The sequence below is a fragment of the Pseudomonas sp. LBUM1669 genome (assembly GCF_059695705.1).
This window is the reverse complement of record NZ_CP166784.1, coordinates 3,352,508-3,368,765: the sequence shown is the minus strand read 5'-3', so window position 1 is coordinate 3,368,765 and position 16,258 is coordinate 3,352,508. Positions and strand designations below refer to the sequence as shown.

Below are 16,258 nucleotides of genomic sequence, written 5' to 3'. Positions count from 1 at the left end.
CCTCTTTGATTGGCACTAAAGTGAATAAAACGATTGATAAAAACGTATATAAGCTTTAAACGGGAAGATCACTGGCGTACTGCTAGCAACTTATAAGTGGATATCGCCAGTTTTGGCACAGGGAGCGCTGATGAGTTTTCGTCCATTGACCGACTCCCCGCGGCAATCCGGGATCGCCACGCCACTGAAAAGTCGGACGGATGCTGTCGGCATGGCCTGCAAGGGCGATGAAGAAACGGTAGAGCAATTACTGGCCTCGGCGCGCCACTGGGCTCACACCACCGCATGGGTGGTATACCGTGCCGGCGAACAAATGCATCTGGTCGGGCAGGGTGACCCGCAGGTGAAGTGGCCGTCCAGCGTTGCCAATGAAGAGTTTGAAGCCTTTTGCCAGACCCGCCGCTTGCACCGATGGCCGACCGGTCGAGGCGAAAGTGTGCTGGGTTGGCTACTCGCGCCCATCAAGGAAGCCGCCGAACCGGCGCTTGCCGAGTTTGCCCGGTGCCTGGGGATTCAGGTACAGACTGATACCCTTGCCCGTGCGCAAATTACTCAGCGTGTGCTGTATGAGATCACCTACCTGGCCAGTTCCACCCGCGATCGGTCAGTGTTTCTGGTGGGGGTCCACCGGTTGCTGGCCAGCCTGATCGACGCCGAGAACTTCTATCTCGCGCTGTATGACCCGCATACCGGCAAGATTGACTACCCGTATTACGTCGACATCATCGACGTTGATGCCGTGGAGGCCGAACACTACGAATACCTTGATGTTTCGCACCTGTCGTTGACCGGCCAGGTGTTGACCACTGGCCAGCCGCTGCTGATCGACGCCGCCGGCATTCGCGCGGCTGAAGCCGAGGGCCGCTTCTACTGCGTGGGGGATCGTCCCGAGTTCTGGATGGGCGCGCCGTTGAAAAATGCCTCGGATGATGTGTTTGGCATGCTGGCCATGCAGGTCTACGACGTTTCCCGTACCTACAGCGCTGAAGACCGTGCGCTGTTTCTGGTGGTAGCCCGTCACGTGGCCATGGCGCTGGACCGGATCCTGCACCGCGAGAACCTGGAAGGGATCGTCATGCGTCGCACCCTGGAACTTTCGGCACTTAACGACGCCTTGAGGCAGGAAGTGGCAGAACGTGAGCGCGCCGAACATCTGCAGAGCGCGCTGTTCCAGATTGCCGAATTGTCGAGCCAGCCTGGCGATATGGCTGAGCTGTTTCAAACCCTGCATGGCATCGTCGGTGATCTGCTGTTCGCGCAGAACTTCTACATTGCACTGTTCGACGACGCGACCAGTGAAGTGACCTTTCCGTATTACGTTGATGAACGGCAGACGACCTGCCCGTTGGCACGACGTGGACGCAGGGGCCTGACTGAGTACGTTATCCGTCAGCGTCGACCTTGCTTGATTGACGCCGGCGAGGCTGACCGATTGCATGCACACGGTGAAATCGAAATTGCCGAAGAGTGTTACCGGTCATACTCCTGGCTGGGCATTCCCTTGTTCGATGGCGATGTGGTGCGTGGTGTGCTGGCGGTACAAAGCTATACCTCGCAAGTGCGGTATACCCTGCGTGACCAGGAACTGCTGACGTTTGTGTCGCGGCACATCGACACAGCGTTGTCGCGACGCACGGCCGCCGAAGCCATCCATTCCGCCAATCTCAAGCTCGAAGCCCGGGTGCAGAGCCGCACCCGCGAACTCGATCACGCCAATGCCAAGTTGCAACACGAAAACTCCCATGATGCGCTGACCGGGTTGCCGAACCGCACGTTCCTGCAACAGCACCTGAATCAGGCCTGGTCGCGATTCGGCAGCGAAGGCGGGCACTTGGCGGTGATGTTCATCGACCTTGATCGTTTCAAGATGGTCAACGACAGCCTCGGCCACCATTTCGGCGATCTGCTGTTGATGCAGACCGCCCACCGTTTGCGCAGCTGCCTGCGTGACACCGACATGCTCGCGCGACTGGGAGGCGATGAGTTTTCGGTGCTCGCTCCCGAGGCGCCGCTGGACGTGGTGATCGAAATCGCCGAACGGATCCTGGTGGCGTTTGACCTGCCGTTTTTTATCAATGGCCATGAGGTTTTCTCGTCCTGCAGTATCGGCATTGTCAGCGCCGACAAGCAGTTCCATCAGGAACCCGCCGACTTGCTGCGCGACGCCGATGCCGCGATGTACCGGGTCAAGAGTGCCGGACGCGACAGCTACGCGGTGTTCAATCAGGAAGTGCGCCGTGAAGTTTCGGACCAGGTCGAGCGAGAAGGGGCCTTGCGCAATGCGCTCAAACGTACCGACGAACTGCGGCCGTATTTCCAGCCGATTGTCAGCGTCGAAAGTGGCGAACTGTTGGCTCTTGAAGCGCTGATCCGCTGGCATCAGCCGGGCGGCCGAGTGATCGCGCCTGGGGAGTTTTTGCCGAATGTCGAGGGTTTGCGTCTGATCGGTCGACTGGACCTGTACATGCTCACCAGCGTCGCAGTGATCCTGGCACAACCCGAGCACGCCAATTGGCCTGCGGTGCACGTGAACTGCTCCAGCTACAGCATGACGCGCCCGGACTTCGCCAGTGATGTGCTTGCCCTGTTGGCGCAGCACCGGGTCGCACCGTCGCGGATCTGTCTCGAGTTGACCGAAGGTGCATTGGTGGCTGAGCCGGCCATTGCCCGGCAGAACATGCAGCAATTGGCCGACAATGGCATGTCGGAGGCCAAATGGCTGCGAAGCCGCTACAGATAACCGAAATGTATCCATTACAATTTTTTATTGGCGAGTGTCTATCGCTAGCCCCACAGATAAAGTGCTATCGATGAACGGCCTGAAGATTGAGGCGCAGGCGTCGTTGGCGCAAGCCTGCGGCGCGGATGCAGTGCTGGTGGATAGTGGGAGATTGACTCGGGACGTCGTCGCGGACGAGGCGCTGATGTCTCGACTGAAACTCGACCCAGCTCGCCAACTCTTGGGCGCCCAGTGCTCGGGCACGCTCATACTTGCAAAGCTCGGCCTGCTAGACGACGTTCCGGCTTGCACGGATCTGATCACCAAGCCATGGGTTAAAGAGGCCGGCGTCGCGGTGCTCACAGCCGTTTGTGGCAAAGGACAATGTCGCAGCCGCTGGCGGCTGCCTATCGTCGCAGTATCTGGCCGCCTGGTTCATCTCTCGTCTAGTTGGTGTAGAGGCTGCACGCAGTGCTCTTCACTATGTTGCCCCCGTGGGGGAGAAGGACGTTTACATAACGCGTGCAATGGCAAATATTTCGCGGTTCCTTTAAGCCGAGCATTGGCTGCTAGTGGTTGTTAGAAACGGTGATGGTTAATGCTCAGTCTTGTCGGTAAATCAGTTCGCGTATGCAGACTGGCCTCATAGGCGACCTCTTGCGAGGTGCTTAATTAACTTCCGGCGCTCCATCATCATGGCCAAATGCATGAGAGACCGCCTCTATCCGCTGTTCAAGCTGGGCAATGTAGGTTTTAGCATCCTCTAGGCTGGGGAACGAAACCGCCGTTTCGCCAAGCTAAACTTTGCAACCGCTTCCTTGCTCATTCGTTTCACTAGTGATTTTCATCTGCAAACCGTTTGCTGTTGAGGCGGCGGAGCGTAACTCATTTTTTGATGATTCAAAATGTATCAGAAGCTCTATATCAGGCCTTTCAAGGTGATTAAATATCAGTTTTTAGACTTCGCGAGGTCTTTCTCCAAGTGATCGAGCAACGACGCCAATTTCAGCTCGGCATCAGCCAGTGCCTGTTCTGACGCGACTTTCCAATAGGGTGCGATTTCAAGCAAATCAAGCTCCGCCTCGGCCCGTAGACACCATTGATGATGATCGTGCCACGAGCCGAGCGACGTTTGTACCGACTTCAATTGAGCCTTGGATTCTGCCTTGAGCGGTGAAAGTGTTGGAAACGCATCAGAGAGGTACCTTGCGTTTTTCACGATGATCCTCAGCTCGTGCCGATCAAAATGTTTGTCCCGAAGTCCGGCGATCAGTTGAGCGACTCTTTTCTTCAGGGCTTTCTCAATTTGTCTTTTGACATCAACCAGCTCGCCGGCTCTCTCGGCTGTCCTGAACATCTCTGGCCATCGATCCAGTTCGGCAAATAGTTTGTCGAGCACTGAGCTGGCAACGATCTTCCGATACTGCACTGTCAGGGTAGCGCTTCGGCTCGTCGCCTGGCGCGGATAGCCCATTTTCTGCAGCTCACCAATGATGACCTCCAGATCCCTCGTGGCAGTCGTCGCTCTGCCGACCTCAGAGGCTGCTTGATTCAATTCGATAACCTGCGGCATGTTGCGCACCGGTCGCAAAAGGCTTCGTATTTTCCGAACTGCAATCCTCAAATCATGCAGCGCTTCGCTGTCACTGTTGGCTTGCAGTCGAGCGCGGGAGTGAAAAAGGGACACTTCCAAGGCAATGATCTGAACCACAAAATCGTCGACAAAAGACATCAACTTCCTCGCTTGTGAGTGGGTCCGCAGAGCGTAGCAGAGCTACTGTTCGTTGCAGCCGTTGCGCACAGGCATTGCAATATAAAATTCATCAAGTTGCCGCTGTGGGTTCGCAGGAAGTCGATAGACTGGAAACTTTTGCCGCAGGAATGGTGTTGATGCGTCGCGTTGTTTTCAATCAAAAAGGTGGGGTAGGAAAGTCGAGTATTGTGTGCAACCTGGCTGCTGCAAGCGCAATGGAAGGCTACCGGACACTCGTTGTCGATCTGGACGCCCAGGCCAACTCCACTTATTACCTCACCGGCCTGACCGGGGATGATATTCCGGTGGGTATTGCGGACTTTTTCAAGCAAACCTTGTCTCTGGGGCCAGCAGCCAAAAAAAACCGCGCTAAGATTGTTGAGACACCCTACGACAATCTTCACCTCATCACTGCCAGCAGCGAGCTTGCGGATTTGCGGATTTGCAGCCCAAGCTGGAAGCGAAGTTCAAGATAAACAAGCTGCGCCGGCTGTTGGACGACATTTCCCCGGATTACGAGCGGATTTACATCGATACGCCACCGGCGATGAACTTTTATGCGTTCAGTGCGCTCATCGCAGCGGACGCTGTTTTGATTCCATTTGATTGCGATAGCTTCGCTCGCCATGCGTTGTACCAGGTGCTGGCACAGGTCGCAGAACTTCAGGCTGACCATAATGAATCATTGGTCGTTGAAGGAATTGTCATCAATCACTACGTCAGCACCACTGGTTTTCACCGCAGTTTGGTCGAGGAACTCATCGCGGAAGGGCTGCCGATTCTTCCGGTGTATCTTGGCAGCTCGGTGAAGATGCGTGAATCACATGAGCGCTGCCAACCTTTGATTCACCTCGACCGGCATCACAAGCTAACAAGCCAGTTTGTTGATCTCCTGCACCTGCTGGAGGAGGCAGGCTGAATCGGCACAGGCACTGAAAAATTTGGAAATAATGCATTTCATCGACTTGATATTGGGCGATCAAAAAGACTGCTTAACTCAGCATTGTTGATTTTCAGTTCACTGTATGAGCGGGGCGAAAGGTATGGCTGACAAATTCCGGGTGCTGTTTGTCTGCGCTAAAAACGATGTCCGTTCCTTGCTGGCCGAAGCGCTGCTTCGCCACACCGGCTCATCAAATTTCGAAGCTTTTAGTGCTGGCCTTGAACCCGGTGAGGTTGATTCTCGAACCCTGGAGTCTCTGGAGCACATAGGCATAGAGACTAATGGCTTGCGTAGCAAATCGATCGATGAATTTGAAGGGCTAGAGTTTCATTATGTGATCACATTGTGTGATAAGTCTTCCGAGGAGGCTTCACGGATGCCGTCTTCCGATGAAGTGATCATGTGGAGTTTTGAAGACCCGACGACCAGTGAGAAACGTGAGCCTTTCCGTCATGCACTCCAGGAGATTCACGACCGCATCAAAATGTTCGTCACAGTAAAAACAAGGTCGTGATGTTTCGATATTCAGGAGGAAAAAGCTTCTGAGCGTTGTTGCGCAGGCTCCGTGTTTCTGTGCGGTTGCTGCCAAGCTAACTGTGCCTGGACTTCAGCTGCTGCATTTAAAACGCTCTGAGCCCAGTTCTCATCATCCGGACGCACGACCACGACGCGAAAACCGTGATCATAGCCTTCAATCTGCACGCCCTCGGAATCATCGACATGCAAGTCGATATCGAATGCGGGTGGAAACTTCGAAGGGGAGTTCGAAAGCCCATGCGCTGTCAGGGCATGGTTATGCCGAACACTGTTGACCACACCGTCAACGTGGATACCGTGCAGTAATAACCAGCGCCTGATGTAAGACGGTGTCCGACCGGACGACGTGTAGACCCAGATGCTGCATCCCTGTCGGCGTAACTCTCGGGTCAGATCGCGTGTTCCCCTACGCAATGGCTCGCCCAGCCAACGATGAACAAAAGCCGGCAGCCTGCTGTGCTCGACAGCGCAGTGATGGGCCTGACAGGCCAACGTGTCATCGATATCAAACGAAATACGGATGCGTTGGCGGCTGAACGCGTCCATCGGAATGGAACGCTTGATTGCTTGCCACGCTCGACCGCTGGAAACCCGGCATCTGTCGAGCATCGGATACCTGCTCATCATTCGCCCCCCAGATAGACGGGCACTGGTTTGTCGCTCACAAAAAATTCCTTTGGATCAGGCGCTTGTTCTTCCAGGAAGGCTGCATATTTTTTCTTGATCTTGGGCAATTCGTACAAGGCCTTGACGCCATGTTTGGCGGAGTTGCGGATGACGGATGACGGGTTGAAGTAACCCTCGGCGTTGTCCAGTGTCAGTACGAACGGCGGCAGCCCTGCACGCATGAGCAAGTAACTGACGATCAGCGACCCAGTGCGGTTATTGCCCTCAATGAACAATTGCGGCTTGCTGAGGATCCGTACATAGACACCGGCCGCACGCTTCCAGACAGATTCGCTGCGATACGCACAGTACCAGTTGTACAAGTCCTTTATCCCGCCTTCAACGTTGTTGAAGAAGTGTTCTTCGGTAGCCGCGAGGTGCTGAGCGTACTCCAGACGACGTGCCGGGTCTCGGCCGCAGAGAACGGTGGCATTGATCTCCAGCATCAGGTTCAGTTGCTGAAGATCGAACAGATCGACACCACGGGCGACATAGTCGTCAATCAGCGCATAGCCATCAACCACATTGCGCAGCACTTCGTCAGTCAAGGGATCACGCGGCTCGGTGAAGTGCCTGCTGAGCTCGGCAAAGCGACCCTGCACCTTACGGAGTGCACGCTCGATTGCTGGCAAGTCAAGACGACGCTTTGCGGACATTGGCAATCCTGATTAGAAGTGTTAGAGGTAAAAAGACCGAAGGCATGCCAATGTCGTTTGCCATTGGCTGCTTTCGGTCTTGACCGGACGTTTGTCGATTAGCTGAATTTGCCGCTGATGTAATCGCTCGTCATTTGCTCGCGGGGATTGTCGAATATCTGGGCCGTGGGGCCCATCTCAACCAGATAGCCGGTACGCGTGCCTTGGGAAATATCCACCGAGAAAAATGCCGTCGTGTCAGCGACACGGATCGCCTGCTGCATATTGTGGGTGACCAGCGCGATGGTGTAATCCTTCTTCAACTCGACCATCAATTCCTCGACACGGCGGGTGGCAATCGGGTCGAGTGCCGAGCACGGCTCATCCAGCAACAGGACTTCCGGCTCGGTCGCGATGGCGCGGGCGATACACAGCCGTTGCTGCTGGCCCCCCGAAAGGGACAGGCCGCTGACCTTGAGCTTGTCTTTTACTTCATCCCACAACGCCGCGCCCTGCAGGGCGTGCTTGACGCGATCACCCAGATCGCCCTGGTAGCGATTGAGGCGCAGGCCAAAAGCGACGTTATCGAAAATGCTCATGGAGAAAGGGTTTGGTTGTTGAAACACCATCCCGATGTAGCGGCGCACAACCACGGGATCAACACCCTTTCCATAGACATCTTGCCCGAGGAAATGCACATGGCCCTCGAAACGAAAGCCTTTTACCAGATCATTCATTCGATTGAGGCTGCGCAGCACCGTACTTTTGCCGCAGCCGGAGGGGCCGATGAATCCGGTGATCTTGTTTTTTTCGATTGGCACATGGCTGTCACGTACCGCCATGAAGTTGCCGTAGAAAATCTTGTCCAGCTTGCAGTCCATGACCACAGGTACCTGGGCCTCAAGCGGAGCGACTTTTTGCGCAGATAATACATTCACACTATTTGCTCCCATTCTCAAAACTTTGGCTTGCCGAAAATACGGCTGACGATATTCACGATCAGCACGATCATCACCAACACCAGTGATGCCGCCCAGGCGAGCTCAAGCTGATTGTCGAACGGCATGCCGGAGAAGTTGTAAATCAGTACGGCCAGCGACGCGGTCGGATTCATCACCGCCAGGTTGCCGTCGTGGTAGATCCAGTAGTTGCTGAACAGGGCCGTAAACAACAACGGCGCGGTTTCGCCAGCTGCACGGGCCACCGCCAGCATTACGCCGGTCAGGATCGCCGGCAGGCCGGTAGGCAATACGATTTTCCAGATCACCTGCGATCGGGTGCAGCCCATGCCGTAGGCGGCATCCTTCATGATCTTGGGCACCATCCGCATCGACTCTTCAGCGGTGAGCACGACGATAGGCAGCATCAGTACGGCCAGTGCCACGCCGCCCGCCGGTGCCGAATAGGTACCGGTGGTCATCACCACCAGGGCGTAGGCGAAAACCCCGGCCAGAATCGATGGCAGACCGGTGAGCATCTTGGCGGCGAAGCGCGCGGCGTTGGCAAGCTTGCTGTCCGGTCCCAGTTCAGCCAGAAAGATGGCCGCCATGATGCCGACCGGCACCGCGATTGCAGCCGCGATACCGACCATGACAAAGGTGCCCGCCATCGCGTTGCCGAATCCGCCGCCCGTCTCGAACCCGGTCGGAGGTAGCTCGGTGAACACCTCAAGGCTGAGGCGGGCACCACCCCGCGTGATCAGCATGTAAAGCACGGAAATCAGGGGTACGCTGGCCAGCAGGGCGCCAGCCCAGACCAGCGTGGTAAGCACCAGACTGCGCAGGGCGCGGCCTTCGAATTTGCGCTGCAAGCTTGGCAGCGCGCTGGAGGTGGACGTGAGGTCAGTCATCATTTAGTACCACGCTGGGCATAGACCATGATCATGGAACCGATGATGTTCACGATCAGGGTGATCAACATCAGGACCAGTGCGGCATACATCAACACCTCGATCTCGGTCGGTCCTGCCTCGGGGAAATTCAGCGCCAACAAGGCGGCCAGCGTATTGGCGGGTGCAAACAGAGAAAGGGAAATATTGTTCGAGTTGCCGACCAACATGGCGAGAGCCATCGTTTCACCCAAGGCCCGGCCCAGACCCAGCACCAGCGAGCCAAAAATGCCGGTGGCAGCGGAGGGCACCATGACCTTGAGAATCGCTTCCCAATGGGTGGTCCCCATGCCATAGGCCGCCTGTTTGGTTTTCATCGGAACGCCCGTGAGGGCATCCTGCGAAACGGCGGCAATGGTCGGCAGAATCATGATGGCAAGTACCAACGCGGCAGGTAGCAGTCCTGGTCCACTCAAAGTCGTACCAAAAAAGGGTATCCAGCCAAGCTCGCTGTTCAGCCAATCCGTGAGAGGTCGAATGGCCGGGATCACCACGTAGATTCCCCACAGTCCGTAAACGACGCTGGGAATGGCCGCGAGCAATTCAACAATGGTGCGAAAAACGGCCGCAAGTTTCGCGGGCAGGAAATCCTGGGTCAGGAAAATCGCCATGCTGACGCCGAAAAAGCCCGCGATCACCAATGCGATGAAGGCGCTGTAGAGCGTGCCCCAGATGGCCGGCAGAATGCCGTACTTGCCCTGGTTCACGTCCCACACGGTCCCCAAAAGGACGTCCAGACCGTGTTTCTCCATGCCTGGAACGGCCTTGCGTCCTACCTCGAACACCAAGGCAAAGACCAGCGCCAGAACGAGAACCACACCTATGCGCGCAAGCGCGCGGAAGGTGCGATCAACCAGGAAATCCTTTGCAGACGGTGGGCGGCAGGCAGAGTCCGGGTTAACCGGTACGACAAATGGCTTGTTCATGGGCTATTCCGGCGTAGGGGAGAACTCTCCGGCGAGGCTAGAAAGCACACGCCGAGAGAGGCCTCGCGAGCGTCACTGGATGTTGGCGGAAGCTTTGCGAACCTGATCGACGACCGATTGCGGCAGGGGGATGTAGCCCATGGAATCGGCAATCTTCTGACCCTCAGTCAGGCTGTACTCGACCATTTCACGCATGGCTTTGGCCTTGGCCGGGTTCTCGTTTTGCTTGCGGAAGATCATCCAGGTGTAGGAAGTGATCGGGTAGGACTTGGCACCATCCGGATCAGGCAGCCAGGCCACCAGGCTTTCAGGCATCTTCACCGCAGCCAGAGCTTCGGCACCGCTTTCCGCGTTCGGCACAACGTAATTGCCGGCCTTGTTCTGCAACTGGGCAAAGTCGACCTTGGCCAGCTTGGCGAAGCCGTATTCGATGTAGCCAATCGCACCTGGGGTCTGGCGTACGGTGGCCGTCACACCATCATTCTTGGGCGATTTGATGAATTTGTCGCTGGCCGGCCAGTTGACGGTGTTGCCTTCACCCAGCGCCTGCTTGAATTCCGGATTGATAGCCGCCAAGTGCTTGGTGAATACCGCGGTAGTACCGCTGGAGTCTGCACGCACGACAACGGTGATCGGCGTAGCAGGCAATTTCAGCTCCGGATTGGCCGCGACGATCTGCGGGTCGTTCCATTGGGTGATCTTGCCCAGGAAGATGTTGGAGTAAACGTCGCGTGGCAATTTCAGCGCTTTAGGACTGCCCGGCAGGTTATAGGCCAGGACGATTTCACCCGCGGTCATCGGCAACAACTGCGCCCCTTCGGCAACCTTGGCGATGTCCTCGTCTTTCATCGCCGAGTCGCTGGCGGCGAAATCAACGGTTTTGTTCAGAAAGTCCTGCACACCTGCACCGCTGCCCTTGGATTGATAATCCACGGTGACGCCAGCGGTTTTCTTGCTGAAATCCTTGAACCAAGTGAGGTAAATCGGAGCCGGAAAACTGGCGCCGGAACCTGTGAGGCGAACGCTTTCTGCAGCGAAAGACACTGAGGTTGCACAAAGAGAAACCGTAATGGCGAGCGCAGCAGACTTCATCAAATTTTTCATCGAAGGAACTCCTTGTGATAGGGGGCTCCGGAACTCTGCAACAATCTTGTTACGCTTTTATGAAAGTCGGATGGCACAAGATCCCGCTGACTGAATTGTCTGCCAGCTCGATATCGCCTTGCACCCGTAGCCGCCGTTGATACGAGCCTGCTTTGAAGCAAAAGTTTTTGTAATTACTTCGTAACAAAGTACGACTAACACTGACTCAGGCCCTTCCCGACGCGAGTTGCTCCCATGCTATCAACCGAAGACACCCTGATACAGCGCATCCACCGTGAGCTGCTTGATCACAGTGACGAAGAGCTGGAACTGGAATTATCCGAAGACGGCACTGACCTGAATGCTCTGTTCGATGAGCAGGTAGAGGAAGGAAGTGAGAAGGAAGCTCGAAGAGTTTATTTCAGCGAACTATTCCGCCTGCAAGGCGAATTGGTGAAGCTGCAAAGCTGGGTGGTAAAGACAGGCCACAAAGTAGTCATTCTGTTCGAAGGTCGTGATGCCGCGGGCAAAGGTGGTGTCATCAAACGCATTACCCAACGGCTCAATCCTCGCGTGTGTCGGGTTGCCGCGTTGCCTGCACCCAATGACCGCGAACGTACTCAGTGGTACTTCCAGCGCTACGTCTCACACCTGCCGGCAGCGGGTGAGATCGTGCTCTTCGACCGTAGTTGGTACAATCGCGCAGGCGTCGAACAGGTGATGGGTTTTTGCAACGCCGATCAGTACGAAGAGTTCTTCCGCACCGTGCCAGAATTCGAAAGAATGCTTGCACGCTCCGGCATTCAGCTAATCAAATATTGGTTCTCCATTTCCGACCAGGAACAGCACCTGCGCTTTCTCAGTCGCATTCACGACCCGCTCAAACAGTGGAAACTCAGCCCCATGGATCTGGAGTCCCGTCGGCGCTGGGAAGCCTATACCAAGGCCAAGGAAGTGATGCTGGAACGCACCCACATCGCCGAAGCGCCATGGTGGGTGGTGCAAGCCGATGATAAGAAGAAAGCAAGACTTAACTGCATCCACCACCTGCTCGGGCAGATGCCCTATGAAGAAGTAGAGCTACCGGTGATCGAACTACCGCAACGCGTAAGACAGGAGGATTACTCCCGCAGTCCGACGCCACCGGAACTCATCGTTCCTCAAGTCTATTAAAGAGAGGCTGGAGCGGGGCGCCCTTCGATTGGAGAGCAGCATTCGAAGCCGGATAGCCTGAACGACCGCCTCGCAAGCCTTCTAATTGCGGTGAAGTCGGGGCACAGTGCCCCGGCATTTATAAGTCAGAAGCGAACGTGGCGTCCCCCTGTAACCCTGAGGTTTTCAAGCGGTATACGTCGACGGTTTTGGACACGCATAAAGCTCGGCCGCCCTATAAAACCTTGATGATGCTGGCTGCGGAGGTGTTGGTCGTTATCAGTGGCAGTGCTTATGCGTATTGGCGGATGAAAACGATGACGCAGAAGGAGCCGGCGCCGATCGTTCACCAGGAACAAATCCCAGCATCGCAGCAAGCGGCCATCTCGTTGGGATCGTCAGTCGAGGATTCCAGACCGGTTTGGACTGAACAGACGATTCAGCCGCTCAGAGCAGCGAAGCTTCTGCAGTAGCGTCTTCGACGCCACAGCAGTTATAACTGAACTAAACAGTCATTTAGTTGAGTTATAGGGGTTTGTCATATCGTATGCATGTGTACTAATTAGGAAATAAAGCGTGTTGCCATGACAGACACTAGTCGCAGAGTGTTCGGTGCTGTTCAAAATATCCATCCGCCCAGTACACCGAACGAGCATAATGAGGTTTCTCTGATGGTGGATAAGAGTCAACCGACTATGAGCGAGCCCAAGCGTTGGACTGTCAAATGTCAAGATACCGCAGATGGAACTGGCGACGTCATTGTCGATTTACCACCGGAACTGCTTGCTACATTAGGCTTAAGTTTGAGGGACGAATTGACCATCGAGGTGCTAGATGGAGCAATAGTCCTGAAGCCAAAGCGTAATACGCAGCATGGGCTACCGTTTTCGAGCAGTCCCTAGAGAAATGTGTGTCTGAGCCCCAAGCTGAGCGCCGCAGATTTCACACAGCAAAGCATTTTTGGACAGACCAGTTTACTCATGAATCAGCCTGATCATGAGGCTTGATGATAAGCCGATGGACCAACGCAATTCGAGTTCTAGCATTTAAGTGTTTTTTTTCTCGCTCTACTTTTTCAATGTGGCAGATTTTAAATTCTATTTAAATCATGATCTACGAAAAAGAGTATGTAGCTCAACCTGTTGCAGCTGGGCAACATCAGCATGTGCGCGAAGGGCCTGATGTCGCCACACTCAAGAGAGCACGTGAGTAGACTGCTCAAAGGGAAGATTAACCGCCTGATTTTTATGGGTTTATAGCGTTCAAGTATGCCGATTACAGTTTTTCAACGACGCCCACAGTCTGCCTTCAAATCTGACCAAGAGCCCCCCAGACCTGTATAGTACGCTTCGCATAATGTATATTATGTTAAATAGTGTGTCGGTATGGAACTTCTACCAAGGGTTCTTTCAAGCGACCTCGCGATGGTGCGCCAATCGCGGTTTAAGTGGAAAGCCCCTTGCTATTCCCCTCAAACCCTTGATTCCCGAGGGCTTGAGCGCATTCAGCATGCCAATGCGACAGGTTTTTTTAACGAAATCAGTGGAAAAATCTGTTAGGTAAAAATTCGTAAACTACTGATTAACAACAATATTTATTAATTAAGCTCAAATGTAATAGCTCCCTAGCCCAAGGAGAAATTAATGGACTGAGATCCGAAGGTGCGAATCCATGGCTGCCCTGAAACCCACGAAAGACAGGGGTTCCAGCGATTTTTGAGGAAATGAGTGGACATTCCCACCCTCCGTTTCCTGAGACGAAACAAGTGGACATTCCATGCCAACAGAGCGCTGCCAAGGTCTTTCCGTAGACCTGCTGAAACTCAGCGTCCGCTTGCACACCAGCCCCTAAACCGAAGCCTCTCAAAGCCGCTGCAACTTCCTCAAAGCCCCGTAATACCGGGCCAGCGCCATATCCACCATCGTTCGTGTTGCAATCACGCACTGATGCATGCCTGCTCGCCGCCGCTCCTGAACGACATGATCAACAACACGTAGCTGGATCGTGGCCTCCCTCGATGACGCCGTTGTTTATTAAAACAATAAGTGGAAATGCCATGTGCTAATCGTACTTAAAACCCGTGAAACCCACAAAAACAGGGCTCTCTCAGGTATTCAACGAAATAAGTGGATGTTCCAGAGGGCGTTTCCATTTAAAGATTTAAATGGAAAAACCATTCGTGCTTTTCCACTCATTTATTGAGATCTGCCTGGACTACGTTGCAGCGCATATCATTCGGTCAATGCAGAGCCTGAAGCATGAATTACACAACAATTGCCACTGACCGTGTGCCGAGAAAAGCCGCTCCAACAAGCCTAACTCCGCTTTAAGCCCACAAACCCCAAAGAAGCAAAAACAGAATTCAGCGTGTAGCACTACCCTCCCCTTGGGGCCACTTGGTTACTCATTATGCGGGCTGGTGAGAGGCCATGGTTTTGGGCGTGCCTCTGGTCGGGGATGGCTGTCGTAAACCAAGCCTACGCGCAAGGCGCTGGTCTTGGCCCTAGCGGGCTTCCATCCGCACGCCTGCGCGCTATGCTTGCCTGCCCGCCCCTCGACTTCTGGGTTCTGTAACGTAGCTTTGTGCGCTGCAACGTAAGCAGTGTTACAAAGCACGAAATCACTTTACAGACCATTGATTGCATGGCTACTGGAGCTGTTCACGTACGGAGTAATTCAGAATGTTCCATTCAGAACATTGACGGATCAATTTAGTCGCAGATCAGCGGCTGCCTTACTGGTCGCTGGAGATGGATTGATAAATTCGGTCATCACAGACCAAATGGTGGAGCATGAAATCAGTCACATCGAACGCGGATAACGCTGTACTTGGCAAAGCATTTTTCCGGGCTGGCGAATGGCTGTCGCTTGATGATACTGAGCTATCAGCTGTCTTGGACGAGCAGGTTTCCACGGTGCGGCTTCTACGCCAAGCACAATAACTGCTTGAACCTAGCACCGAGGCGTGGGGCGGGCCTTGCTTTTGGTTGAGTTGCATCAGTCATTGCTCGCGCTCGTAGGAAACGAGCAAAATGCAAAGATCTGGCTAAGCAGCGAGAATCTTGGTCTGAGTGGTCGACCACGTGATCTCATCGTATGCCGGACGGGACTGGAGCGAGTTGTCCAATAGCTGCCACGGCTTAGAGCGTGTGAGGAGTCGTCCTAACCAAGATGGCTTCCATTGCGTTGTCATGCTGGTGATCACGGTCTAAAAGAAGCCAGCTTACCAGTGCCCAAAACCTTGCAATGACCCGCTACCAATTCGTCCTCTAGCTCAAGCAAAAAAAGCTCCGGTTAAGAGGACTTGATCTCCGCATAGGGTCGATGACAGTTTCTGTCTGGCCACTGAAGATTTAACACCTCTGCGACATGGCTGAGATACTACAACTCCCGCGTGGGATTGCCGCATGCCGGTTTTCTGCTGCGCCAGAAAACAAGGTTTTAGCCGGGCCGCGTTGGCCCGAAGGAGCGAACACAGAAATCCTACGAGACCGATCACGCGAGCTTTATGGCACCACCTTGGATATCGTCCCTCGCCATTCGCAATTCATTGGCGTCTTGGTTGAGCCGATGAATCAGATTGAACAATCGTTGGCGCAGCACCTCATCTTCGAGCTGCTCAGCAGCACGCATCACATCAAGCGCCGCAACCTCATTATTGGTGGCTACGGAGTCGAGCAATTTGCGCATGCTTCTTGATGGCCGATTCATCTCCAACCCTCCTAGATTTCGGTGGGCGAATCATATGGCCGGAATGTTTCGTCAGTGTTTCAGTCGTACGAACTGGTTTTAATTACCGGCTCGGGCTGATTTTAGGCTAGCTGGAGGGTGCCCCATGAGGTGTCAATTACCCTATACGTTCATGATGCAGTACACGTCGTTGAACTGCGACGCAATCGGCCACGCGGCACAACCCTCAGTCTATCGTGGGCCGACTTGGCAAACCGAGGCCGGCA

The 16,258-nt window shown here is 54.6% G+C and carries 12 protein-coding genes and 2 pseudogenes; 6 read left to right on the top strand and 8 right to left on the bottom strand.

Translation table 11 applies throughout. The annotated features are described in order from the left end of the window. Positions 1-130: 130 nt before the first annotated feature. Positions 131-2,740, top strand: a complete 2,610-nt coding sequence (locus ACA051_RS15705) for a sensor domain-containing phosphodiesterase (protein ID WP_497370759.1) — start codon at positions 131-133, stop codon at positions 2,738-2,740. A gap of 28 nt (positions 2,741-2,768) precedes the next feature. Then, a pseudogene (locus ACA051_RS15700) lies at positions 2,769-3,273 on the top strand (type 1 glutamine amidotransferase family protein); the annotation flags it as partial. A gap of 395 nt (positions 3,274-3,668) precedes the next feature. Here the strand turns inward: ACA051_RS15700 and ACA051_RS15695 are convergent. Beyond that, on the bottom strand, positions 3,669-4,451 hold the full coding sequence (locus ACA051_RS15695; RefSeq protein WP_497370757.1) for a CHAD domain-containing protein: 783 nt from the start codon (positions 4,449-4,451) through the stop codon (positions 3,669-3,671). Between the two features lie 158 nt (positions 4,452-4,609). Between ACA051_RS15695 and ACA051_RS15690 the strand changes: the two are divergent. Further along, positions 4,610-5,391, top strand: a pseudogene (locus ACA051_RS15690) (ParA family protein). 124 nt (positions 5,392-5,515) lie between these two features. Next, positions 5,516-5,929: an arsenate reductase ArsC gene (locus tag ACA051_RS15685; RefSeq protein ID WP_497370755.1), complete on the top strand. Its 414-nt coding sequence runs from the start codon at positions 5,516-5,518 to the stop codon at positions 5,927-5,929. 11 nt (positions 5,930-5,940) lie between these two features. Here ACA051_RS15685 and ACA051_RS15680 read toward each other — a convergent pair whose 3' ends face one another. The 6 genes from ACA051_RS15680 to pstS form a co-directional block, all read right to left on the bottom strand. Continuing rightward, entirely contained in the window at positions 5,941-6,576 is a 636-nt protein-coding gene (locus ACA051_RS15680; RefSeq protein WP_407011561.1) for a hypothetical protein, read from the bottom strand. After that, complete coding sequence (locus ACA051_RS15675; RefSeq protein ID WP_497302942.1) at positions 6,576-7,274, bottom strand: hypothetical protein; 699 nt, start codon at positions 7,272-7,274, stop codon at positions 6,576-6,578. Before ACA051_RS15675 ends, ACA051_RS15680 begins: the two co-directional genes overlap by 1 nt. A 98-nt stretch (positions 7,275-7,372) precedes the next feature. Next, a complete protein-coding gene (pstB, locus tag ACA051_RS15670; protein ID WP_218232072.1) occupies positions 7,373-8,134 on the bottom strand; it encodes a phosphate ABC transporter ATP-binding protein PstB in 762 nt (253 codons plus the stop codon). A 74-nt stretch (positions 8,135-8,208) separates the two neighbouring features. After that, the gene (gene pstA, locus ACA051_RS15665; protein WP_497302940.1) at positions 8,209-9,102 is read right to left on the bottom strand and encodes a phosphate ABC transporter permease PstA; all 894 of its coding nucleotides are present in this window, start codon (positions 9,100-9,102) and stop codon (positions 8,209-8,211) included. After that, complete coding sequence (gene pstC / locus ACA051_RS15660) at positions 9,102-10,067, bottom strand: phosphate ABC transporter permease subunit PstC (protein WP_497302938.1); 966 nt, start codon at positions 10,065-10,067, stop codon at positions 9,102-9,104. The genes pstA and pstC overlap by 1 nt, the downstream gene beginning before the upstream one ends. Before the next feature lie 72 nt (positions 10,068-10,139). Next, on the bottom strand, positions 10,140-11,171 hold the full coding sequence (gene pstS / locus ACA051_RS15655) for a phosphate ABC transporter substrate-binding protein PstS (protein ID WP_497302937.1): 1,032 nt from the start codon (positions 11,169-11,171) through the stop codon (positions 10,140-10,142). A 234-nt stretch (positions 11,172-11,405) separates the two neighbouring features. Between pstS and ppk2 the strand changes: the two genes are divergently transcribed. Together ppk2 and ACA051_RS15645 are read left to right on the top strand one after the other, a co-directional pair. Next, complete coding sequence (ppk2, locus tag ACA051_RS15650; RefSeq protein WP_497302935.1) at positions 11,406-12,323, top strand: polyphosphate kinase 2; 918 nt, start codon at positions 11,406-11,408, stop codon at positions 12,321-12,323. A 2,944-nt stretch (positions 12,324-15,267) separates the two neighbouring features. Next, positions 15,268-15,432, top strand: a complete 165-nt coding sequence (locus ACA051_RS15645; protein ID WP_497302929.1) for an antitoxin Xre/MbcA/ParS toxin-binding domain-containing protein — start codon at positions 15,268-15,270, stop codon at positions 15,430-15,432. Between the two features lie 365 nt (positions 15,433-15,797). Here ACA051_RS15645 and ACA051_RS15640 read toward each other — a convergent pair whose 3' ends face one another. Continuing rightward, positions 15,798-16,013 carry a hypothetical protein gene (locus tag ACA051_RS15640; RefSeq protein WP_497302927.1) on the bottom strand — a complete coding sequence of 72 codons (216 nt, stop codon included), beginning with the start codon at positions 16,011-16,013 and terminating at the stop codon, positions 15,798-15,800. Positions 16,014-16,258: the final 245 nt, after the last annotated feature.

Bases quoted from the DNA above. Each gene is read 5' to 3' on its own strand.
- ACA051_RS15680 (WP_407011561.1), bottom strand. From the start codon at position 6,576: ATGAGCAGGTATCCGATGCTCGACAGATGCCGGGTTTCCAGCGGTCGA.
- ACA051_RS15640 (WP_497302927.1), bottom strand. From the start codon at position 16,013: ATGAATCGGCCATCAAGAAGCATGCGCAAATTGCTCGACTCCGTAGCC.
- pstC (WP_497302938.1), bottom strand. From the start codon at position 10,067: ATGAACAAGCCATTTGTCGTACCGGTTAACCCGGACTCTGCCTGCCGC.
- pstA (WP_497302940.1), bottom strand. From the start codon at position 9,102: ATGACTGACCTCACGTCCACCTCCAGCGCGCTGCCAAGCTTGCAGCGC.
- pstB (WP_218232072.1), bottom strand. From the start codon at position 8,134: ATGGACTGCAAGCTGGACAAGATTTTCTACGGCAACTTCATGGCGGTA.
- pstS (WP_497302937.1), bottom strand. From the start codon at position 11,171: ATGAAAAATTTGATGAAGTCTGCTGCGCTCGCCATTACGGTTTCTCTT.
- ACA051_RS15685 (WP_497370755.1), top strand. From the start codon at position 5,516: ATGGCTGACAAATTCCGGGTGCTGTTTGTCTGCGCTAAAAACGATGTC.
- ACA051_RS15675 (WP_497302942.1), bottom strand. From the start codon at position 7,274: ATGTCCGCAAAGCGTCGTCTTGACTTGCCAGCAATCGAGCGTGCACTC.
- ppk2 (WP_497302935.1), top strand. From the start codon at position 11,406: ATGCTATCAACCGAAGACACCCTGATACAGCGCATCCACCGTGAGCTG.
- ACA051_RS15695 (WP_497370757.1), bottom strand. From the start codon at position 4,451: ATGTCTTTTGTCGACGATTTTGTGGTTCAGATCATTGCCTTGGAAGTG.
- ACA051_RS15705 (WP_497370759.1), top strand. From the start codon at position 131: ATGAGTTTTCGTCCATTGACCGACTCCCCGCGGCAATCCGGGATCGCC.